The organism is Komagataeibacter xylinus NBRC 15237 (assembly GCF_001571345.1).
GTDB classification, from domain to species: domain Bacteria; phylum Pseudomonadota; class Alphaproteobacteria; order Acetobacterales; family Acetobacteraceae; genus Komagataeibacter; species Komagataeibacter xylinus.
The window spans coordinates 15,705-37,860 of record NZ_BCTP01000007.1 but is presented as its reverse complement, the minus strand read 5'-3'; the positions used below and the strand labels follow the sequence as shown (position 1 = coordinate 37,860).

Annotated in this window: 19 protein-coding genes, 1 other RNA gene and 1 pseudogene; 7 read left to right on the top strand and 14 right to left on the bottom strand. The window is 63.3% G+C overall.

What is annotated here, in order from left to right; translation table 11 throughout:
• Positions 1 to 18: 18 nt before the first annotated feature.
• The 4 genes and pseudogenes from GXY01S_RS04510 to GXY01S_RS04495 all read right to left on the bottom strand — a co-directional run bounded on the left by GXY01S_RS04510 (position 19) and on the right by GXY01S_RS04495 (position 5,468).
• On the bottom strand, positions 19 to 1,485 hold the full coding sequence (locus tag GXY01S_RS04510; RefSeq protein WP_061272322.1) for a mannitol dehydrogenase family protein: 1,467 nt from the start codon (positions 1,483 to 1,485) through the stop codon (positions 19 to 21).
• A gap of 18 nt (positions 1,486 to 1,503) precedes the next feature.
• A complete protein-coding gene (locus GXY01S_RS04505; RefSeq protein WP_061272320.1) occupies positions 1,504 to 2,649 on the bottom strand; it encodes an FUSC family protein in 1,146 nt (381 codons plus the stop codon).
• 5 nt (positions 2,650 to 2,654) lie between these two features.
• Positions 2,655 to 4,236 (bottom strand): annotated as a pseudogene (locus GXY01S_RS04500) (DegQ family serine endoprotease).
• An 80-nt stretch (positions 4,237 to 4,316) separates the two neighbouring features.
• Entirely contained in the window at positions 4,317 to 5,468 is a 1,152-nt protein-coding gene (locus tag GXY01S_RS04495) for an OpgC family protein (protein WP_061272472.1), read from the bottom strand.
• Positions 5,469 to 5,691: 223 nt separating this feature from the next.
• Here GXY01S_RS04495 and GXY01S_RS04490 point away from each other — a divergent pair, with 223 nt between their 5' ends.
• Positions 5,692 to 6,822 (top strand): Mrp/NBP35 family ATP-binding protein, encoded by a 1,131-nt coding sequence (locus GXY01S_RS04490; protein ID WP_061272318.1) that lies wholly within the window; start codon positions 5,692 to 5,694, stop codon positions 6,820 to 6,822.
• Between the two features lie 141 nt (positions 6,823 to 6,963).
• Here the strand turns inward: GXY01S_RS04490 and GXY01S_RS04485 are convergent, their stop codons facing one another.
• The 5 genes from GXY01S_RS04485 to queA are packed head-to-tail and all read right to left on the bottom strand — an operon-like array spanning position 6,964 to position 11,384.
• A complete protein-coding gene (locus GXY01S_RS04485; protein WP_061272316.1) occupies positions 6,964 to 7,779 on the bottom strand; it encodes a TerB family tellurite resistance protein in 816 nt (271 codons plus the stop codon).
• A 26-nt stretch (positions 7,780 to 7,805) separates the two neighbouring features.
• A complete protein-coding gene (locus tag GXY01S_RS04480) occupies positions 7,806 to 8,105 on the bottom strand; it encodes a ribbon-helix-helix domain-containing protein (protein ID WP_061272470.1) in 300 nt (99 codons plus the stop codon).
• Complete coding sequence (gene queG, locus GXY01S_RS04475) at positions 8,102 to 9,169, bottom strand: tRNA epoxyqueuosine(34) reductase QueG (protein WP_061272315.1); 1,068 nt, start codon at positions 9,167 to 9,169, stop codon at positions 8,102 to 8,104. The genes GXY01S_RS04480 and queG overlap by 4 nt, the downstream gene beginning before the upstream one ends.
• A complete protein-coding gene (tgt, locus tag GXY01S_RS04470) occupies positions 9,169 to 10,329 on the bottom strand; it encodes a tRNA guanosine(34) transglycosylase Tgt (RefSeq protein ID WP_061272313.1) in 1,161 nt (386 codons plus the stop codon). Before tgt ends, queG begins: the two co-directional genes overlap by 1 nt.
• Entirely contained in the window at positions 10,326 to 11,384 is a 1,059-nt protein-coding gene (gene queA / locus GXY01S_RS04465; RefSeq protein ID WP_061272311.1) for a tRNA preQ1(34) S-adenosylmethionine ribosyltransferase-isomerase QueA, read from the bottom strand. The genes tgt and queA overlap by 4 nt, the downstream gene beginning before the upstream one ends.
• A 341-nt stretch (positions 11,385 to 11,725) precedes the next feature.
• Here queA and GXY01S_RS04460 point away from each other — a divergent pair, with 341 nt between their 5' ends.
• Together GXY01S_RS04460 and GXY01S_RS04455 are read left to right on the top strand one after the other, a co-directional pair.
• Positions 11,726 to 11,953: a hypothetical protein gene (locus GXY01S_RS04460; RefSeq protein ID WP_061272309.1), complete on the top strand. Its 228-nt coding sequence runs from the start codon at positions 11,726 to 11,728 to the stop codon at positions 11,951 to 11,953.
• Between the two features lie 63 nt (positions 11,954 to 12,016).
• The gene (locus GXY01S_RS04455) at positions 12,017 to 12,511 is read left to right on the top strand and encodes a kinase inhibitor (protein ID WP_061272307.1); all 495 of its coding nucleotides are present in this window, start codon (positions 12,017 to 12,019) and stop codon (positions 12,509 to 12,511) included.
• A 91-nt stretch (positions 12,512 to 12,602) separates the two neighbouring features.
• Here GXY01S_RS04455 and GXY01S_RS04450 read toward each other — a convergent pair whose 3' ends face one another.
• From GXY01S_RS04450 to ssrA, 4 genes are all read right to left on the bottom strand, one after another.
• On the bottom strand, positions 12,603 to 12,995 hold the full coding sequence (locus tag GXY01S_RS04450; RefSeq protein WP_061272305.1) for a VOC family protein: 393 nt from the start codon (positions 12,993 to 12,995) through the stop codon (positions 12,603 to 12,605).
• Positions 12,996 to 13,059: 64 nt separating this feature from the next.
• Positions 13,060 to 14,712 carry a fumarate hydratase gene (locus GXY01S_RS04445; RefSeq protein WP_061272303.1) on the bottom strand — a complete coding sequence of 551 codons (1,653 nt, stop codon included), beginning with the start codon at positions 14,710 to 14,712 and terminating at the stop codon, positions 13,060 to 13,062.
• 104 nt (positions 14,713 to 14,816) lie between these two features.
• The gene (locus GXY01S_RS04440) at positions 14,817 to 15,401 is read right to left on the bottom strand and encodes an SspB family protein (RefSeq protein WP_061272301.1); all 585 of its coding nucleotides are present in this window, start codon (positions 15,399 to 15,401) and stop codon (positions 14,817 to 14,819) included.
• Positions 15,402 to 15,595: 194 nt separating this feature from the next.
• Positions 15,596 to 15,918, bottom strand: a transfer-messenger RNA (tmRNA) gene (gene ssrA / locus GXY01S_RS04435).
• A 313-nt stretch (positions 15,919 to 16,231) separates the two neighbouring features.
• Between ssrA and thyX the strand changes: the two genes are divergently transcribed.
• From thyX to GXY01S_RS04410, 4 genes are all read left to right on the top strand, one after another.
• A complete protein-coding gene (thyX, locus tag GXY01S_RS04430) occupies positions 16,232 to 17,188 on the top strand; it encodes an FAD-dependent thymidylate synthase (protein WP_061272468.1) in 957 nt (318 codons plus the stop codon).
• A gap of 419 nt (positions 17,189 to 17,607) precedes the next feature.
• Positions 17,608 to 18,342 carry an MlaA family lipoprotein gene (locus GXY01S_RS04425; protein ID WP_242501404.1) on the top strand — a complete coding sequence of 245 codons (735 nt, stop codon included), beginning with the start codon at positions 17,608 to 17,610 and terminating at the stop codon, positions 18,340 to 18,342.
• Between the two features lie 20 nt (positions 18,343 to 18,362).
• Positions 18,363 to 18,977: an MlaC/ttg2D family ABC transporter substrate-binding protein gene (locus GXY01S_RS04420; RefSeq protein ID WP_061272299.1), complete on the top strand. Its 615-nt coding sequence runs from the start codon at positions 18,363 to 18,365 to the stop codon at positions 18,975 to 18,977.
• 648 nt (positions 18,978 to 19,625) lie between these two features.
• Positions 19,626 to 20,708, top strand: a complete 1,083-nt coding sequence (locus GXY01S_RS04410) for a hypothetical protein (protein WP_061272295.1) — start codon at positions 19,626 to 19,628, stop codon at positions 20,706 to 20,708.
• Between the two features lie 389 nt (positions 20,709 to 21,097).
• Here GXY01S_RS04410 and GXY01S_RS04400 read toward each other — a convergent pair whose 3' ends face one another.
• Positions 21,098 to 22,081 (bottom strand): isoaspartyl peptidase/L-asparaginase family protein, encoded by a 984-nt coding sequence (locus GXY01S_RS04400; RefSeq protein WP_110570413.1) that lies wholly within the window; start codon positions 22,079 to 22,081, stop codon positions 21,098 to 21,100.
• Positions 22,082 to 22,156 lie beyond the last annotated feature (75 nt).

Sequence of the window (22,156 nt, the reverse complement as noted above, 5' to 3'; positions counted from 1 at the left end):
AGCTTCGGCAAAAACCTTTTACAGCGCCTGCATCACCGCCCGCACGCCGCGTTCACGAATGGCATGGCGCGTTTTGACCACGGCGGCATCGAGCGCGATCGAATCCATGTCGCGCCAGCCATCAAAGGCAGGCAGGGCAAGGGCTGCCGCAAGATTGGCCTCATTGACCAGCGCCATGTCATCGGCATCGAGCGTGGGTTCGAGCGGGGCGTAGCTCTCGCCCTTCTCGTCACGGCCGCGCAGCATTTCCAGATAGGCGGCAATGCCAAAGGCGATGCGGCCCAGATCATGCCCGCTCTCCAGCGAGCGGCGCACCGTATCGGTCCAGAACACCCGCACTTTCGAGGCTCCGTCGCTACAGATCCGCAAAAGCGTATCGGCCACCGCCTGGTTGGAGAAACGACTGAGCAGACGCCTGCGATAGACATCAAGATCAAAATCAGCGGGCGCATCGATCTGGGGCATGGCGTCACACATCCAGTAGGCGTTGGCCAGGCGCTCGAGGTCGGCATCCGCCACGGTTTCATGCGCGTAGCGGTAGCCCAGCAGAAGCCCCGCGGCACCGAGCAGGATGTGCCCGGCATTGAGCATGCGCACCTTCACCTGCTCATAGCCCGCCACGTCATCCACAAACTGCACGCCTGCCTTTTCCAGCGCGGGGCGGCCATTGCAGAAATTATCCTCCAGCACCCACTGGCTGAAATCCTCCGCCAGCACGGGCAGGTCGTCGTCCAGTCCGCTGGCCTCGTTCAGCGCCTGGCGCGTGGTCCGATCCACGCCGGGCGTGATGCGGTCAACCATGGAGCATGGAAAGGTCACATTGGCCTCGATCCAGTCGGCCAGATCGGGGTCAACCGCGCGGGCATAGCCCACAAAGGCCGCATGCGCGACATGGCCATTGCTGCGCAGGTTATCGCATGAAAGCACGGTAAAGGGCGGCGTGCCCGCCTCGCGCCTGCGGCGCAGCCCCTCCACCACGTAACCGAACACGGTGGCCGGGTTGCGCGGATGGGCAAGGTCCGCGCTCACACCGGCCTCATCAAGGCGGAAAAGCCCGGTCTCCTCTTCAATATTGTAGCCGCCTTCGGTAATCGTCATGCTGACGATGCGGGTCTCGGGTGAGGCCAGGCGGGCCAGCACGGCCTCGGGGTCGGCTGGGGCGAGCAGGTATTCACGCAATGCCCCGATCATCGAGATGGTGCGCGCGCCATCGGCCGCCACCTCGGTCAGGGAATACAGGCAGTCCTGCTGCTGGAACTGCCGCGCCTTGGCCTCCCCGCGCGGGCCACCGTTCAGCCCTACGCCCACGATGCCCCATTGCGACTGCCCCGGCAGGCCGAGGCACTGGTTGACGTACCAGGCCTCATGCGCGCGAAAGAAATTACCCACGCCAAAATGAACGATCCCTCGCCCCACCGCCTCACGCCTGTAGGCCAGCGCCTGCACGCCAGCGGGAAGGGTGGTGAGGGTTGTTTCGTTCAGCATGGTGTTTCTGCGCTCCTTCTATGATGAGGGGTGGCCACGCCCCTCCGGCATGGGAACGGACGCAGCCTTGCCCTCGGGCTCGAATCCGGCCTCGGCCACCAGCGGGTGGCCATCAAGCGGGAACGGACCATCATCCGTGCGCCCGTCCGACCAGATATTCCGCACGGCCAGCCGCATGTCGGCATGCAGCAGGCCAATAGCGAAACGCATGACAGGGGTCCAATGTTCCCCATCCTGCTGTTCCAGCCGGTCAAGCAGGGGGCGCATGTCATCATCGGGCAGGGTGTGGCCCCGCCGGGTCGCGGCCAGCCGGTCGCACCGCGCGGCCATCTGGCCCAGCACATCGACCAGCATGTCACGCTCATGGGCCAGGATATCACCCGTATGGGCGGTTTCGCCCTCGGTGCCCGCGCGCGCGATGAAAATGGCATCCGAGCGGATGCGGCGCAAAAGCCCCGGCAGGCGCAGCACCAGCGGGTCGTGCTTCGCCAGCGAGGACGGGTGCTCCACCTCCGCCTCCTGCACGCCGTCATTCATGTCCTGCAGCAGGGAGCGGCACATCGTGTCGATGGTGGCCAGCGCATCGTGGTCGGGGTGGTTGTGCAACGCCCCCGAAAGCAGGTCCGACAGCCGGCGCAGCAGGCTTGCGGCATTGCCCAGCACCTCGCGCCGCGCCTCGCCGCGCAGCACGAAGAACGACACCGCGAACGATACCACAACCCCGGTCATGATCGAGGCGATGCGCTGCAGCGGCCGCGAGAACGGCTCGCCCGTGGCAGGGAACAGCAGCACCACCATGAGCGTGACAATGGCCACCCGCATCTTGGGCCGCAGCGCCACCAGCACGGCAAGCGGCATGAGCATGACCCAGAACACCATGCCCACCGAGAGCGAGGTATACTGCTCGAGCGCAATGGCGGACATGCCCGCTGCCGCCCCGATCAGCGTGCCCACGATCTGCTCGCGCCCTGTCGAGAGTGTCTGCGTCAGGCGGCTTTGGGTAATGACGATGACCGAGGTGATCAGCGCCCAGACCGGCTCATCGAGATGGATGACGGTGGCGACAATGCCGGACAGGATGAGCGAGACATTCATCCGCACGACCTGCCGCCACGTACCCCGCCCCATGATGGAATAGAACAGGTTCTTCAGGCGTTCAGGCATGCAGATCAGTGCCCGCCCCCTTCAGGCAGCGGGAACGGCACCCAGCGCAGGCCATCGGCGTTCTGCACCAGGAACAGCACGGTCTTGCGGTGCTGGGCGCGGGCGGCGTCGATCTGGCGGCGCAGGTCGGCGGGCGTGTTCACGGCCGACTGCTGCACCTCGGTCACGACATCGCCGGGGCGCAGGCCGCGCTCGGCGGCGGCGCTGTCATCGGTAACACCCGTGACCAGAACGCCTTTCTGCCCTTCGGCCATGTTGTATTTCTGGCGTGCGATATCGTCGATCTCGCCAACCGTAAAGCCCATGCCCGCAATGGCCAGGCTGCTGCCCTGGGCGGGGTTCTTGCTGGCGGGCTTGCTGTCGGCCTTGTCGGTCTTTTCCTCGGGCAGGGCGCCGATGGTAATGGCCACGTTCATCTGCTGGCCCTTACGCCAGATGCCCAGATGCGCGACACTGCCCCCCGCAAGCTCGGCCACGAGGCGCGGCAGGGCACGGCCATCAATGTCCTTGCCGTTCAGGCTCTGGATCACGTCGCCCGTCTGCAGATGCGCCACCGCCGCAGGCCCCTTGGGCTCGACACCCGCGATCAGCGCACCGTGGGGGCTTTGCAGGCCCAGCCCATCGGCAATTTCCTGCGTCACGTCCTGGATGCGTACGCCAATCCACCCACGCGTGACCCGGCCATGATGGCGCAGCTGTTCGATAATGCCCTGCGCTTCGGCGGACGGGATGGAGAAGCCAATGCCGATCGACCCGCCCGAAGGCGAGTAGATGGCGGTATTGATGCCGATCACCTCGCCGCGCAGGTTGAACAGCGGGCCACCGGAATTGCCCTTGTTGATGGGCGCATCGGTCTGGATGAAGTCATCATACGGCCCCTGCTCGATATTGCGCCCGCGCGAGGACACGATGCCCGCCGTCACCGTGCCCGACAGGCCGAACGGGTTGCCGATCGCCAGCACCCAGTCGCCCACGCGGGCATGGTCGCTATCACCAAACGGCACGGCGGGCAGAGGCTTGGGGCTGTCCACCTTCAGCACGGCAAGGTCGGTGCGGTCATCATGGCCGAGCAGCCGCGCCTTGAGCACGGTATTATCCTGCAGCGTGATGGTGATCTGGTCGGCATGGCGCACGACGTGGTTTGTTGGTCACGACCACGCCGGAGGGGTCGATGATGAAGCCCGAGCCCAGCGCCTGCATCTTGCGCGGCGGCGCGTTGGGGCTGTCCTGGCGGTTCATGAAGTCGTGGAAGAATTTCTCGAACGGCGAGCCTTCGGGGAAGTTGGGCACCTGCGGCGTGCTGTCGCCATCATCGCCGTCGTCATCGTCCTCGCCGGGGCGGACCATCTCGGTGGTGGACACGTTCACCACGGCGGGCAGCAGCCGGGCCGCGAGGTCGGCGAAGCTGTCGGGCATGTTGCGCCCCTCGCCGGGCAGGCGCAGGGGAGCGGCCGGCGCAGGCGGCGTGGCAGGGGCGGGCGTTGACGCAGGCGCGGGATCAGCCGCGCGGGCGGCCTGGCCCCCAAGGGCCGTGACCAGCCCCATGGCAAGGCAGGATCGGGAAAAGACTGCGGCGCGAAAGGACATGGGGCTCTTACATCCTGCTGAACGGGATCGATCGGACGGGCACCTATATCACGCCCTTCACGGGGGCGGAAACCACGGCTTCAGCCCCGGCACAGCGGGGCGCCCGCGGGCACGGATGCCGCCCTGCCCTGCCTTGCCGCCACGCGCTGGCGTTCCTTCACCCTCGCCACGGCCAGCAGCACGTAAAATCCCGCCACGTTCACCACCACCTGCATCACCCACCCGGTGCCAAAACTGGTCAGCACCAGCCGCCCGTACAGGTCGACCAGCGTACCTGCGGTGAAAATTTCCAGCGAGTGGCGGCCAAACAGCGCCATGAGCTGGCCAAAGCGCGTACTGGCCCACACGGTGGCGCGTGGCGAGGACTGCACGAGGTAGAACAGCGCCAGCACATCAACCAGCCGCCACGGCGAGAGGATCATCTTGTCCGGCAGCGCCATGACCACGGGCCTGAGATCGGCAAAGCCCCAGTCCGTCCACGGAAAGGACTGCACGGCGGAAAACATCAGGTAGAGCGCGCACAGGCCCGCAAGCAGCCGCGAGCGCGGCAGGCTGCCATCATGCCGGCCCGCGACCCGGGCCGCGCACACGCCGAGCACAAACAGGAACTGCCAGGCCAGCGGGTCGAAATACCAGCCATCAGGGTCGAGCCAGTTGGGAAAGTTCAGCCGCGGGTCGTAATTGACCCCCAGCCACACCGCCGCACTCAGCCCCAGCACCACCGGCGTGCCCACCCCGCGCAACAATGCGTAAAGCGGGGCAAAACCCAGCAGCAGCACGATATAGAGCGGCAGGATGTTGAGATTGCCCGGCAACGCCACGAGCGAGAGCACCCGCCACGCCGAATCCAGCCCATGCGCCAGTTCCGGCTCCAGGAAATCGACCGGCACCGGCCAGAAATGCCGCCAGATGCGGATGGTCGCGATACACACCACCACCATCACGATCTGGAACACGTAAAGCTGCCAGCACCGCCGCCCGATGCGGGCCAGAACCGCGACCACCGGCTTTTTGGCAAAGGCCCGCCCGTAGGCCAGCCACGAGGCATAGCCCGCAAGCAGCACGAAGACCTCCGCCGCATCGGCAAAGCCGATATTGCGCATGGTAAAGCGGTTGAGCCAGTTCTGGGGGATATGGTCGATGCACATCATGAGGAGTGCAGCACCCCGCAGGGCGTCGATACGGTGGTCGCGCCGGTGCGGGGCCTGCGCCCGCTCGCTGGAAATGCCCATGATGCTCCCTGCCTGCCTCAACACGATGCGCCCGGACCATGACCCGGCGGCGCCCCAATGAGCGTAAAGCAGCAAATCGGATCGCAAGCCATTCTCATCATGGCAGGGATGCCCCGCAGCACTGTCATGGCGCGCCAATGCCGCCCGCGCACCGTTTCATGACTCGACCACCCTGCCCCGCCCCTTCTATACCCGCACGGGCGAGAGAGCAGGGAGCGCAACCATGACCAGTCCCGACCGGGCAACCATAGAAACCGTGCTGCGACAGGTGCGCACGGACGACAGGGCCGCAAGCGTTGCGGAACTGGGCAGCCTTGATGCCTTCATGATGCGTGACGGCGTGCTCCACGTAGCCATTGCGACCGACCGCGCGCGGGCCGAACGCCTGCAATCCCTGCTACCCGCACTCGAACGCGCCCTTGTTGGTGCGGTTCCCGGCAGCACGGGGGCCAGTGTCATCCTGACCGCGCACCGCCCGGCCCCGGCGCCCGCTGCCCCTGCACCAGCGGCAGGCGGTGGTCACCGCCCGCTCAACCTTGGTGGTGGCAAGGCGGGCAGGAAAGCGCCCACCGGCCCGCTGCCCGCCGGTGTGGGCGTGGTGATTGCCGTGGCCTCGGGCAAGGGGGGCGTTGGCAAGTCCACCACGGCGGTCAACCTTGCCGTGGGGCTGGGGCTGGAAGGGCTGAAGGTAGGGCTGATGGATGCCGACGTGCATGGCCCCTCCCTGCCACGCATGATGGGTGTAAACGGCCAGCCCGAAGTGCGCGATGGCCGCCTGATCCCGCCGCATAAATGGGGTATTTCCGCCATGTCGATCGGCATGCTGGTGGAAGAGGACAAGGCCATGATCTGGCGCGGGCCGATGGTGATGGGCGCCATTGGCCAGTTGCTTGGCGATGTGGAATGGGGCGCGCTTGACGTGCTGGTGGTGGACATGCCGCCCGGCACGGGCGATGCGCAACTGACCCTGGCGCAGAAAACCGCGCTGGCCGGAGCCATTATCGTCTCCACCCCGCAGGACATTGCCCTGCTCGATGCCCGGCGCGGTGTTGCCATGTTCGAGAAGATGAACGTGCCGGTGCTGGGCATTGTCGAGAACATGTCCTATTTCTGCTGCCCCAACTGCAACCACCGCACCGAACTGTTCGGCCACGGTGGGGCACGGGCGGAAGCCGAAAAAACGGGCGTGCCCTTTCTGGGCGAGATCCCGCTGCTCGCTAATATCCGCGCCAGCGCCGATGAGGGCGCGCCCATTGTCATCGCGGCCCCCGACAGCCCGGCAGGCCAGGCCTATCGCGCGCTGGCCCATACGGTGGGGGCTACGCTGCGCCGCCTGCTGGACAAAAAGAAATGAAACCCTGGCGCCGCCTTTATTTCAGGGGCGGCCCTTCTTGAAGCTTTTTGAAAAAAGCTTCACCAAAAACTTCTATTTTTAAAAGTCAGAATTTTTTTGGTTCTTTTTTTTACAAAAAAGAACCGCTTTGCCATCGAAATCCTACAACTTGCGATCGCGCTTGATCCGGTCCCACGCTGCGTTGATCTGGGCAATGCGGGCCTCGCCCTGCGCGCGCATGGCCTCACTCGCCCCGCGTGCGGACAGCACATCGGGGTGATGCTCGCGCACGAGGCGGCGCCAGACCACGCGCACTTCGTCATTGCTGGCATCGCGTGAAACGCCCAGCACCTCATAGGCGTCGATTTCGCTCACGCCGGGGCGGGCCCCCCCTTCGCGCGCGCGGTCCCACGCACCGGGGCTGAGGTTGAAGGCCCTGTGCACGCCGTGCAGGAAGGCTTCCTCGCGCATGTTCACCTCGCCATCAGCGCGGGCAATGACAAACAGCGCCGCCAGTGCTTCTTCAAGCATGTCGGTCTTGTTGGCAAAGGCGCGGCCGAGTTCGGAGGCGAAAGCCTTGTAGTCATCGGTGCGCTGGCGGGCGCTATCGAACAGGCGGCCCACTTCCTTCATGTTCTCGGGCGGGAGATGGAAGCGGCGCTTGAAGGCGTCGATCTCGGCGCGGTTCACCGGGCCGTCGCACTTGGCCACCTTGGCGGACAGGATGATGATGACCAGCCCGTATAACTGGTCGCGCTTGCCCATGGCGGCCGCCATCTTGGCGGCCATGAAGGTGGCCGCCCCGTTGGGGTCGGCATTGAGGCGCGGGCCCCAGCGATCGGTCCAGCCGCCTGCCGGGGTTTCCAGCAACGAGCCGTTATCCGCCGCGTGCCCGAGCGCCGTGCCCACGACCGCGCCCATGGGGCCGCCAACCGCGAACCCCGCAACGCCACCAAAAATCTTGCCCCAGATCGCCATGCCCCGATGCTAGCACGATTGCCTGGTCAACCCAACTGATCTTGCCTGTCGGTACCAGCCATTTCGGGCAGGGCTGGCATCCATTCGCGCAATGCCTCCACCCGCAGGGCGGACGCCAGGGGCCGGTCTGGGGGGCGTGCGGCATCGACCTGCCCCACAAGGGCTGCAAGCGCCAGCCCGCGTGCGTGGGCAATGAGGTGCAGCGCATGCCAGAACTCCGGCTCCAGCGCCACGGAGGTGCGGTGGCCCGACAGGTTGAGGCTGCGCTTGTGCAGCATCCTGGCACCCCGCTGGGCGGGCAGCGGCATGGCGGGCGGCGCGCTCATGCGGGCAGCCGCAGGGTGGCCCACCGCGCGGCCTCGGCCACCACGGGGTCGGGGTCATTGCACAGGCGGGCGACTGCCGGGCGCAGGGAAGCCTGCCCGCTATTGCCAATGGCCACCGCCACGTTGCGCACGAACCGGTTGCGGCCAATGCGCTTGATGGGCGAGCCGGAAAAACGCGCCCTGAACCCTGCATCATCCAACGCCGCCAGTTCGCGCAGCGCGGGGGCGCGCAGGTCATCGCGCGCGGCAAGCTTCATGTGGCCCGTCGCCTGCGCGAACCGGTTCCACGGGCACACGGCAAGGCAGTCATCGCAGCCATAGATGCGGTTGCCCATGGCCGGGCGCAGGGCCTCGGGAATCGGGTCGCGGTTCTCGATGGTAAGGTAGGAGATGCACCGCCGCGCATCCATCACGCCGGGGGCGGGAAAGGCATTGGTCGGGCAGGCATCGAGGCAGCGGGTGCAGGTGCCGCACCCCCCGCCCGAGGGGGCGGATTGCGGCAGGTCGAGCGTGGTATAGACCTCGCCCAGGAACAGCCAGCTCCCGTGCTGGCGCGACACCAGCGAGGTATGCTTGCCCTGCCAGCCCAGCCCCGCATTCTGCGCCAGCGGCTTTTCCATGACCGGGGCGGTATCGACAAACACCTTGACCTGCGCATCACAGGCCGCCCGCCTGCCCTCGTTGACCACGAACTGCGCCAGATGCTTGAGCATGCCCTTGACCACGTCATGATAGTCGCGGTTGCGGGCATAGACGGAAATATTGCCCGCATCAGGCACCCGCGTGGTGGCCAGCGCGTCGCCCTGTGGCGCGTAGTTCAGCCCCAGCGCGATGACGCTGCGCACCTCGGGCCACAGGGTCGCCGGGTCGCCGCGCTGGGCCATGCGCTCGGCCATCCAGCCCATGCTGCCCGCAAATCCGTTCTCCACGAAGGCCGCAAGGCGGGCGCGCGTCGCCTCATCAAGCCGGGCGGGCGCAAAGCCCACGCCGTCAAAGCCCAGCGCGCGCGCATGTTCGGCAATGCGGGCCGCAAGGCGGGCCGGATCAGGCAATGCCTGTGCCATCAGGGCACGGGCGGAATGTCGGGAAAGGGCATTTCATCCCCACTCCAGTCATCCATTTCCCACTCAGCGCGCAGGTGGGCGGCGTGGGCCTCGAACGTGCCATCGACAATGGCCGCCCGCATGCCGCGCATGAGCCGCTGGTAATAGGCGATGTTGTGCCATGTCAGCAGCATGGGGCCGAGCATCTCGTTGGCGCGGAACAGGTGGTGCAGGTAAGCGCGGCTGTGGCGCGAACAGGCCAGGCAGTCGCAATGCGGCGAGATGGGCCGCGAATCGCTGGCGTGCCGGGCATTGCGCATGTTGAGCGTGCCGCGCTCGGTATAGGCGCGTGCAGTGCGCCCCGCCCGCGTGGGCATGACGCAGTCGAACATGTCCACCCCGCGCTCCACCGCGCCGAGCAGGTCATCGGGCGTGCCGACGCCCATCAGGTAGCGCGGGCTGCCATCGGGGATGAGCGACACGGTGGAATCGAGGGTGGAGAACATCAGTTCCTGCCCCTCGCCCACCGCAAGGCCACCAATGGCGTAACCTTCAAAGCCGATGCCGGTCAGCGCCTTCACGCTCTCGGCCCTCAGTTCCGGCTCGGTGCCACCCTGGATGATGCCGTACTGCGCATAACCGGGCCGCTGCACGAAGGCCGTGCGGCACCGCTCGGCCCAGCGCATCGACATGCGCATGGACTGGGCAATGACTTCCGGCGCTGCGGGCAGGGCGGGGCATTCGTCAAAGCACATGCTGATGGTGGCATCGAGCGCATGCTGGATGTCGGTCGAGCGCTCGGGGGTGAGGCGGTGCTTCGAGCCATCGATATGCGAGCGGAAGGTCACGCCGTCCTGGTCCAGCTTGCGCAGCGGGCCAAGCGACATGACCTGAAACCCGCCCGAATCGGTCAGGATCGGCCCCGGCCAGTCCATGAAGCGGTGCAGGCCACCAAGCTGGCGCACCCGCTCGGCGCCAGGGCGGAGCATGAGGTGATAGGTGTTGCCCAGCACGATGCCCGCGCCCGTAGAACGCACGCTATCCATCGTCATGGCCTTGACCGTGCCCACCGTGCCCACGGGCATGAAGGTGGGGGTGGCGACCGTGCCATGCGCGGTATCGAGCCAGCCCGCGCGCGCGTGGCCGGAGCGCGCTTCGGGCCGCCAGCGGAAAGTGGTCATGGCAGGTCTCCCTCGGTGCGGTGCAGCAGGCAGGCATCGCCATAGGAATAGAAGCGGTAGCCGCTGGCAATGGCATGCGCATAGGCCGCCTGCATGCGGTGGTAGCCGCCAAAGGCGCAGACCAGCATGAACAGGGTCGAGCGCGGTAGGTGGAAATTGGTCAGCAGCATGTCCACCGCGCGGAAGCGGTAGCCGGGCCTGATGAAGATGGCCGTTTCGCCATGAAAGGGATGGACGATGCCGTTTTCATCCGTCGCACTTTCCAAAAGGCGCAGCGAGGTGGTGCCCACGGCCACGATCCGCCCGCCCGCAGCCCGCGCGGCATTGATGCGCTGGGCCGCATGCGGCGAGATGGTGCCACGCTCGGCATGCATGCGATGGGCGGAAATCTGGTCGCTGCGCATGGGCAGGAAGGTACCCGCGCCCACATGCAGCGTCAGGGTCTGGCGGATTACGCCTGCCCTGTCGAGGGCGGCCAGCAGGTCAGGCGTAAAGTGCAGCCCCGCCGTGGGGGCGGCCACGGCCCCGCGATGCTGGGCGAAGATGGTACTGTAGTCCTTGCGGTCTGCCTCGGTCGGGCCATCGGGGCGGGCGATGTAAGGCGGCAGGGCCAGCCTGCCTGCATCGTGCAGGAACTGGTCGAATGCAGCACCCTCGGCGCTGAAGCGCAGGGTCACGTCGCCCGCGTCGCCCCGGCTGATGACCTCCGCCGTCACCGCGCTGCGGCCAAAGGTGAGCGTATCACCCGGGCGCAGGCGGCGGGCGTTGCGGGCAAGCACATGCCATGACCCATCGGGCAGGATGCGGTCGAGTGTAATGCCGATCTTCGCCTCGCCGCGCATGGCGGCAAGCTGGGCCGGGATCACCGCCGTGTCATTGGCCACCAGAATATCGCCTGCCCGCAGGCAGCCCGGCAGGTCGCGCACGTGGCGGTCGAGAAAGGGGCCTGCCGCGGGCACCTCAAGCAGGCGCGCGCTGTCACGCGGGCGGGCCGGGTGGTCGGCGATGCGCGCGGGCGGGAGGGTGAAGTCGAAATCAGAAACCAGATCCGTCATGCGGCTCCCTTTACGGAATCCGCACCCCGGTTGCCAGCATGAACTCTCATGGCCCTTACAAAGAAACTGCTGAAAACGCCTGATCACGGCATATGCCGCAAATCATGGAAAAGTTTTTGGTGAAGCTTTTTTCAAAAAGCTTCAGGGAACGCCGCCTTTTTGAAAAAAGGCGGCACCCGGAAACTTTCATTCCGTTTTTCAATACGCTTCGTGCGTCTGCCGCATGGCGGTGTTGGACAGACGCAGCCGGGAAAGCCACAATGCGGCAGCGATTCCCGCACGGGAATGTTCCCGCCCGCACCCGGCGCAGCCGGATGCCGCGAAATTTATGGAGTTATGCCATGTCCTACGCCGCCCTTGATGCCGTCCGTATTGCCCGCGCCTGCAAGACCGCGCTGCATGTGCTCGAAACGGTGGAAGAAAAGGACCGCAGCGAGGCCCACCAGCGCAAGACCATCATGATCCAGCGCATCGAGGCCCTGGCCCGCGCCGCTGCCGAGAGCAAGAACAACGATCAGGTCATTACCCTGACCTCGGAAGAATTCTGGCTCATCAGCCAGAACTGGTAATTCCCGGCGCCATTACCCTCCCCCTATTCGCGCCAGCCACGGCACGAAAAGCAGGAAAATCACATGACGTTTACACTGACCAGCCGCTCCTTCAACGATGGCGACCGCCTGCCTGAAGCCCAGGTGTTTGAAGGCATGGGCTATTGCGGCGGCAACATCTCGCCGCCGCTGGCATGGCAGGACCCGCCCGCGGGCACCAAGAGCTTCGCCATCACCATGTATGACCCCGATGCGCCCACCGGCTCGGGCTGGTGGCACTGGGTTGTCATCAACATCCCTGCCGATGTCACCTCGCTGCCCGCGGGCGCTGGCTCGGGCGACAACAGCCTGCCGGAACATGCCGAGATGACGCGCACCGACTTTGGCGGCAACGTGTATGGCGGCGCAGCCCCCCCGCCGGGGCCGGAGCATCACTACATCTTCACCATCCACGCGCTTGACATCGCGCAGGTCGAACTGCCGAACGATGCCTCCGGCGCGATGGTGGGATTCGTGATCAACCAGCACAGCCTTGGCTCGGCCAGGCTGACTGCCGTTTATGGCAAGAAGCCTAAATAACAAAAGTTTTGGGTGAAGCTTTTTTCAAAAAAGCTTCGAAAAAATGCCGCCTTTTTGAGAAAAGGCGGCACCCAAAAACTTTTATCCGATACTACCCCTGATATGAGGCGATCTCGATCAGGTTGCCATCCGGGTCATGGCAGTAGACCGAGGTGACCGGCCCGAGTGCGCCCAGGCGGGCCACAGGCCCCTCGGTTACGCGCACGCCGCATTTTTCCAGGTGTTCAATTACATCCACGCTGTTGAGTGCTGTGGTAAAACACAGGTCATTGGTGCCGGGCAGTGCATCTTCCGCCGTGACCCAGCCCTCGGCCCCATGCGGGCGGAGGTTGATCTTCTGGCCGCCGAATTTCAGCGCCGTACGGTTGTTGCGCCCGTATTCCTCGCGCTCCATGCCCAGCACGCGCTGGTACCACGAGGCCGAGACCTCAAGGTCCCGCACACTCACCACAAGGTGGTCAAGACGATCGACGGTAAAACGCATGGCGCTCCCTAACCTTCGGTTGTCCGGCCCGACGGGCAGGCCGGACGCCCCATAGGATGACGTCTCAGCCGGTCAGGCCATCATAAAAATCATTACCCTTGTCGTCGATCACGATAAAGGCCGGAAAATTCTCGACCTCGATCTTCCACACCGCTTCCATGCCCAGTTCGGGGTATTCCAGCACCTCGACCTTGCGGATGCAGTCCTGCGCAAGGCGGGCGGCAGGGCCGCCGACGGAGCCGAGATAGAAGCCGCCATATTCATGGCACGCCGTGCGCACCGCCTTGGAGCGGTTGCCCTTGGCCAGCATGACATAGGAGCCGCCTGCCTTTTGCAACATGGCAACATAGCTGTCCATGCGGCCAGCCGTGGTGGGGCCGAACGCGCCGGTGGGCATGCCCTCTGGCGTCTTGGCAGGGCCAGCGTAATAGACGGGGTGGTCCTTGAGGTATTGCGGCAGGCCCTCGCCCTTCTCCAGCCGTTCGCGGAACTTGGCATGGGCGATGTCGCGCGCCACCACCATCGTGCCGGTCAGCGACAGGCGCGTGCGCACGGGGTATTGCGAGAGCTTGCGGCGGATCTTGTCCATCGGCTGGTTGAGGTCAATCTGCACCGCCTCACCCTCGAGGTCGTCATCCGTGGTCTCGGGCAGGAAGCGGGCGGGATCGGTCTCGAGCTGTTCAAGGAACACGCCATCGCCCGTGATCCGCGCCTTGACCTGCCGGTCAGCCGAGCACGACACCCCGATTCCCACCGGCAGCGACGCGCCATGGCGCGGCAGGCGCACCACGCGCACGTCGTGGCAGAAATACTTGCCGCCAAACTGCGCGCCAATGCCGAGGCGCTGGGTCAGCTTGTGAATTTCCCCTTCCATCTCAAGATCACGGAAGGCATGGCCGTGCACGCTGCCCTCGGTGGGCAGGCTGTCGAGCCAGCGGGTCGAGGCGAGCTTGACGGTCTCGAGGTTCTGCTCGGCCGACATGCCGCCAATCACCACGGCAAGATGGTAGGGCGGGCAGGCGGAGGTGCCCAGCGTGCGGATCTTGCCATCGAGCCATTTCAGCAGGTTTTCCTTGTTGGACAGGAGTGCCCGCGTCTCCTGGAACAGGAAGGTCTTGTTGGCCGACCCGCCGCCCTTGGCGATGAACATCAGGTCCATCTGCTCGGCATGGTAGTCGCCCGGTGTGGCCGAGATATGGAACTGCACCGGCAGGTTGGTGCCGGTGTTCACTTCCTCGAACATGGAGACCGGGGCCATCTGCGAATAGCGCAGCGCCGTGCCGGTATAGGTATCATACACCCCGCGCGAGAAGGCTTCCTCCTCATTGCCATCCACCCACACGCGCTGGCCCTTCTTGCCATACACGATGGCGGTGCCGGTATCCTGGCACATGGGCAGCACACCGCCTGCCGCGATGCAGGCGTTCTTGAGCAGGTCCATCGCCACGAAGCGGTCGTTCTCCGACGCCTCGGGGTCTTTGAGGATTTTGGCAAGCTGCGCGAGATGGCCCGGCCGCAGCAGGTGCGCCACGTCATTGAAGGCGCGGGCGGCGAGTGCCGTCAGCGCATCGGGGCGGATATGGACCACCGTGCGGCCCGCGAGGACCGAGGTGGTGATGCCCTCGATCTCAAGCTTCTTCCACGGTGTGTCATCATCATGCAACGGAAAGAGCGGGCCATACACGAATGGCTTGCGCGCGGGTGCGGATACGTTCAACGGACACTCTCCTCTGCCTTTTCCCCCGGATTGGTTCCGGGTGGCGGCGTTATGGAATCAGGGCGCGTCCGGTGCATCCGGCGCACCCGGATGGTTGATGTGGCTCAGCCCGGCCCGCCCGGTCCGCGCTTGCGGAAGGCGGCAAGACTTACAACCTGCGAGCCGTCGCCCTTCTCCTTTGCGCCCTTGCCTTCCTGTGCTGCGGGTGCGGCAGGCTGTGCTGCGGCCGCGGGCTGTACCGGCACCACGTTCTCGCCCTCGGGGGCGGCAGGAACGGGCGGCTGCTCGGGCACGCTGAAGCGCAGGGCAAGGCGGATATGCGGATCGGCAAAGGCTGAGATGGCGGCCATCGGAATCACCAGCGTGGAGGGAACGCCGCCAAATGACAGCCCGACCGAGACAATCTGGCGCGCGCGGTCGATCTTGAGATCCCAGAACTGGTGCTGGAGCACGATCGTGATCTCGTGAGGGTACTGCGCGCGCAGGCGGTCGGGCATTTCAACGCCTGGCCAGTCGGTCCTGAATGTCAGGTAGAAATGATGATCGCCGGGCAGGCCGTGGGCTGCGGCGTAATCAAGCGCGCGCAGCATGACATGGCGGTATGAATCCTCGATCCAGGAATCATAGGGCATGAGGCTGTCGGGGATGGCGGCATCGAAACCGTTTTCCTCGTCGTGATCATCGGACATTTCGGACTTCTCCGTACATCCGCCCGGGCAATGCTGACCCGGAACGGATTTTTGCAGACATGCGGGTTCGGACCACGCCGTGCCACAGCACCAAGCTGTGCGTCAAACTTCATGGCATGGCAAGCCACGGGCGCGCGGCATCCCTTCACGAAGCGGATACCGCGTCATCAACCTAACATGAGCAGAAGAAAAGGTGGGAGGGCTTCTGTTGCCCGGTGCCCTCCCGAACCGCGCTTATCGCTTATGCAGCGACAGCGAGCACCTCTGAGTTATCGTTGGCACTTGTGATTTAGCCCGATAACGGTGGTACAATGCCGGGCAAAAGGCGGGTCTTTACCATGCGTGTCGAGCCTGTTTCGTCCCCATATCCCCCACCTGGGAGGGAAACTGGTGGAGACGCCGGGTACCGCCCCCGGGTCCACAACACTTATTCCACGCGCCGTTTATCGCCATAGCCAAGGGGCAAGCCCCTCCTGCACTTTCCAACATAGGTGTTCGCCCCGCATCTGGCAAGGGGATACGCATGCCAGGGCACGCGACCCGCCAGCCACAATTCCATCCACGCGCGAGGGGGGGGAAATTTTGTGCCTGCCCGCCATAACAGCCATGGCAATGCCGCTGACTGGCGGTTACAGGCCCTGCCCGAGCATGGATTTGATTGCCCCCAGGCGTGAGCATGCGCCATGATGCCGCCGTAAAACCGGGTCAGAGCCACATGGTTGCGGCAGGTCATGCGGGCTGCTGGACCGACGTGCCGCTTTATATGGTCTGGCCCATATGGTATGGCCCGCGTCCTTGTGGTGATGCATATGAACGAGGCGGTAGGACACATGTTTTCCAGCGAGCAGAAATCGGCAATCGAGGCAGCCCGCGCCGGATGGGCCCAGACCCGCCGCCTGGTCGTGCCCGCGGTGGAAGACGTGCTGTATTCACCCATTCCCGTGCTCGAGACCGGCTTCGTGCGCGCGGTGGACTACATGGGCGGCGATAGCGGCATCGTGCAGGGTGCGCGCGTCTCCTACGGCAAGGGCACGCGCAGCACGTCCGATGACCGGGGCCTGATCCGCTACCTCATGCGCCACCGCCACACCAGCCCGTTCGAGCTGGCCGTGATCAAGCTGCATGTGCGCGCGCCCATATTCGTCACGCGCCAGTGGTTCCGCCACCGCACCGCCAGCATCAATGAATATTCGGCGCGCTATTCGGTGCTGGAGAAGGAATTCTACTTCCCCCGCCCCGAGGATATCGCGGCCCAGTCCACCAATAACAAGCAGGGCCGCGCCGATGCCCTGCCGCCCGAGCAGGCCGCCGAGGTGCTCGACATCCTGCGCAATGACGCCTCGCGCTGCTATGACCACTATCTCGACCTGCTCAACGAGGATGAAAACGGTGAGAAGCGCGACCCCTCGCGCCCCGCCATCGCCCGCGAGCTTGCGCGCATGAACCTGCCGGTCAACATCATGACCCAGTTCTACTGGCAGATTAACCTGTGGAACCTGCTGCACTTCCTGCGGCTGCGCGCCGACAGCCACGCCCAGTACGAAATCCGCGCCTATGCCGACGCCATCCTGCAGATCGTGGAAAAATGGGCGCCGTTCACCTACGAGGCGTTTACCGACTACATGCGCGACGCCGTGCTGCTGTCAGGCCCCGCGCTGCGCGTGCTGCGCGTGGCCATGGGCGGGCAGGACATCGACCCCGCAACCCACGGACTGAGCCGGCGCGAAGCACGCGAGCTTGCCGAGATGTTCCCCGAAATCGCGCCCCGGCTGGTCCGCCAAGGCTGACGGGCGCGTTCAACAAAGCGTGATCCGGTGCCACCGCGTTCCTGCGGTGGCGTTGTCGAGATGTGGATTTTACGTCACACCCAACGCGGCAATTCTGCCAGCATCCCCTTCCCCCAGGCCCATGCGGGCCGGGTTCAGCCCCATGTGCACCCTGCAGGGCAGCCACAATCTTCCCTCATCATCGGGCTAGCGGATTGCACAACAGCCATCCCATGCTAGAGAGTGACGCGAGAAAGGGGCGGTATCGCCCGGTTCAGGATTCTTGCAAACACATTGGGCCACCCCGCCATGCCAGCATGACGGTGAAGCAAAGACAGAGGGAAGCGGAAACGAGTATGCGCGCAGAGACAGGATCGAATTCTTGGTCGTCCCGCCCGTTCCCGTCCCCGCGTCGTCCGGCGCTGCGCGTCGTGGGGGTGATGCTGGGCCTGCTGGGGCTTGCCTCATGCGCGGCCCCGCCGCCCACCGACCCGGACGCCCTGGCTGAATACAAGGAAGCCAACGACCGCTACGAAAAGCTCAACCGCAAGGCCTTCGGCCTGACCATGTGGGCCAACAAATACACCCTGCGCCCGGTGGCCAAGGCCTATATCTGGGCCGTGCCGCGCCCGCTGCGCAATGCGTTTGGCGGCCTGTACCAGACCATGAACGAGCCGGTGGTGTTCTTCAACGACGTGGGCGCAGGCAAGCCCCGCCGCGCGGGTGACGCCTTCGTGCGCTGGTGCATCAACATGACTGTCGGCATTGGCGGGCTGATCGATGTGGCGAACTATGCAGGCTACAAGCATCATGACAACGATGCCGGCCTGACCCTGGCCACATGGGGCGTGCCCTCGGGGCCGTACCTGTTCCTGCCGGCGCTCGGCCCGTCCTCTTTCCGTGATGGCATCGGCTACGGTATCGACGTGGGTCTCTCGCCATGGAACTACGTGCCGCGCGGCTACGGGCTGCTGACCTTCAACTGGGCCTACAACATCATGGGCACCATCAACGGCATGGCCACCAATGTCGATGCGCTTGACCAGGTGATGAAGGATTCGCTCGACCCTTACGCCACCATCCGCAGCGCCTACCAGCAGCAGCGCAAGGCGATGGCCGAAGCCATAAAGAACGACCATCGGGCCACCGTGCCTGACTGGTACCACACGAAATAACCAAAAAAAGGGACACAGCGATGCAGAGATTCATCCCCCGTCGCCACGCACTGGCCCTGCTGGCAGCACTCGCCACCATGCCTGTTGCTTCAGCATGGGCGGTTGATGCCGGCGCGCAGGCCCGTTCCTTCGTCACCATGTTTGGCAGCAAGCTCGTTGGCGTGGTCAACAGCGACATCTCGCTGGAAAAGAAGAAGCAGGACATCCTGCCCCTGCTCGAACAGTATGTGGATGTTGATGCCATCGGCCGCTACTGCCTTGGCCGCTACTGGCGCACGGCCACGCCCGACCAGCAGACCCGCTACATCAAGCTGTTCCATCAGGTGCTGGTCAACGCCATTACCGACAAGATCGGCGACTATCGCGGCGTGACCTTCGTGGTGGGCTCAAGCGCGCCCTCGGGCGATGACACGGCTGTTTCCACCGTCATCAACCGCCCCGGCCAGCCGGGGGCCGATACGCAGTGGATCATCAACGCCACCAGCGGCAGCCCCAAGGTAGTGGACGTGGTGGGCGAAGGCGCAAGCCTGCGCCTGACCCAGCGGCAGGATTACGGCTCCTTCATCGCGCGCAATGGCGGCAATGTGGACGCCCTGCTGCGCGCGCTCGACAAGCAGATCGCCAACCATCACTGAAATCCTTCCCCGCCGGTGGCGGGGCAGGCAGGAAACATAAAAAAGCCGGTTTCATACCGGCTTTTTTAATGCTGATGGTCACCTTGGCGCTTTGTGGCAGCTAAAAGCTCATGGCGCAGTGGGGAAAGCTGTCTGCGTCCGCTGCACGGAAGCTCCGCACTGATGTTTTTTGCGATAACACACAAAATATGCTCAAATCGCACCTCTGCGTCATTAACCTCATGTCCATATCGTCTCGCGTTTCATGACATCACAACAATCCTCACTACCGCGTTACAATGGAAGGGAAAAATTGCGTCTTTCCCATCTCATGCAGCGGACCGGCAGGGTGGGGGAAATTGCCTGTGTCAATGACAGCGCGCCCGATGACACGGCCAGTATCAGCCGGGCCACGCACCGGGCATCAATGTGGCGGTCATCATCAATTCCAGCCCGCAGGCGGTGCCTGACCTCATGATCCAACGCATCGACGCCTGCCATGATGTGGATACGGTCCATGCCCGGCGGCATGCATCTCGTGGCAACAGGCATTATTGAGGAATATCTTGGTTGCTTCTTCGATAAAAAACGGAATGCCCATTATACATAATTGAGCGCTACGTAAAATTGTAAGATTTCGGATAATGACCAAGAAAAAGAGAACATAAAATGAAAACTATTCTGAAATCGAATAAAATTCTCTTTTTCTCGTTTGTTATTTCCGCTTTATCCCTTGTTATTTTTGATCTCGAAACCATACCCTTTGGCGGCCTTACATACAGCACCTGCAAATGGGACTGCCTGTGGTACAGAGATATCATCCTGCACGGCTACCAGTCCGACACCTATCTGTCGCTTCGCCATATGGGCTTTGCGGCATGGCCGTTTTTCCCGCTTTTCCCCGGTCTGGCCGCAGGTATAAGGTACCTGACCGGCCTGAGTGCCGAAGCTGCGGCGCTGCTACTGAACCAGACCCTCTTTTTCTTCCTCGTCGCCATATCCGCACTGTATTACAGGAAATTCATCGATACCCAGAAATATGTCCTGTTCATATTAGTGCTGTGCCTGTCCCCATTTTCCCTATGGTACAAGATACAATATACTGAATGCATCTACGGTGCATTGATGGTGTGTATTGCTTATTTTACACGCGATAAAAAATACGTACCCCTTTTCATCTGCTCCTTCCTCGAAACCCTGACACGCCCCACAGGCATCCTGCTGGTTGGCACATGCAGCGCCTACCTCATGATCGAGGCCATCAGGACACGCAGCCTGAATGGCTTTTTAAACGGCGGTTTTCCCATTATGGCTGCCAGCCTGGGCCTGTCCGTTTACATGCTCTATCTTTATTATCTGACGGGTGATGCGCTGGCCTTCTCCCATATGCAGAGCAGTTGGGGGCGCGCGTTCGGATTTCCTGGCAAATGGATCATTGACGCCATTACCCATGGCCGCCGGATCAACGGGGTGATCGCAACCTTCATCAGCATGTTTTTCCTGTATTACGGCTTCAAAAAGCGGATGTATCTGGAAACATCGATCCTGACCGTTACATTCCTGTTCGCCCTCAGTTCCGGCGTGCTGTCCCTGCACAGATTCATCATGGGCAATCCTTTATTCGTCATGATTTTCTGCCGCCTTTTTGATAATACAAGCACAAAAATAAAAAACTATGCCATTTTAGTAATTTCTATTCTTGGTATCATTGCTGCATATATGTGGTTCAATGACTCACATTACCTTTTTTGAGCAGAAAGGCACAGTAATATGTCAAATAAATTGATAATTACTTTTTTTATTATCATTTCTGCTTTTGATATGTTTGTCCTCTCCAAGGCCATGCATCCGACTGCAAGTGAAAACTACATAAACTATTTCATAAAGAAAAACATATCGACCACAGAATACAATTCCAGGGAGCTTTACGATTACGATGCATTGAGGGAAGCCAATCCCGATATGGAAACCTGGCGGTTCCGGGCCATATGCCAGGACAAAGGGCGCGAGTGCGTCCTGCCCCATCCTGTCAATTCATCAAAATAACAGCAATGAAACATCATCCCTCAACACACCATCTTATGTGAAATGGTATCCTGCCCCATAATCAGGTGAGCCATGCACGCTGCCAGCCCAAGGGTTCATGTCCCCTTGAGAATGGCAACATGGGCCACGCCATCATGCGTGATCCAGCCCCGGTACATGCCATCGGTGTTGAAAGGCATGGCAATATTGCCCTTGGCATCGAGCAGGATCGCGCCGCCATCACCGCCGAGCGCCGGAATCTCGTGGTTGATCACGTCATCCGCTGCCTGCGCCAGAGGCTGGTGCATCATCGTCACCCGCATGCAGATTTCGTGGGCGGCGACCGTGCGAATGTAATATTCGCCCCACCCCGTGCCTGACATGGCGCAGCCCGCATTGGCGTATGTGCCTGCCCCGATCAGCGGCGAATCCCCCACGCGGCCCCACATCTTGTCCGTCAGCCCCCCTGTGGAGGTCGCTGCCGCCAGATGCCCGTTACGGTCAAGGGCCACGGCGCCCACCGTGCCATGATGGGTGTCCGCTTCTTTCTCCTGCTTCTGCCGGTCTTTCTCCAGCGCCTCCTGCAATTGCGCCCAGCGCCGGTCGGTGCGGAAATAGGCGGGGTCAACCAGCGCCACGCCCTGCGTTCTGGCAAAAGCTTCCGCACCATCGCCAATCAGGAACACATGGGGTGAATGCGCCATTACGGCCGCCGCCAGCGTTATGGGGTTACGCACATGCGTCACCCCCGCAATGGCCCCGGCCTGCAAGGTTGCGCCATCCATGATCGCGGCATCCATCTCGTTATGGCCATCATGCGTGAAAACAGCCCCCTTGCCTGCGTTGAATTCCGGGTCATCCTCAAGCACCTGCACGGCGGCTTCAACCGCCTCGACCGCAGGGCCGCCGGTTTTCAGTTTTTTGTAACCGGTGCGTAAGGCGCGCTTGAGGGCGGCCGTCACCGCTTTTTCACGCGCGGGCGTCATGTCCTTGCGGATCACGCCCGCCCCACCATGAATGACCAGCACCGGCTCGGCCGCGTGGGCGGACACCGCCACGGAACACAACAGGCAGGCCAGCGCCGCAGAAAGTATTTTCACCCGTCAATCTCCCCGGAGAACCACGGCAGGGAGTTTACAGAAATAATGCGAATAAGAAACGATTTCTTCCGTACG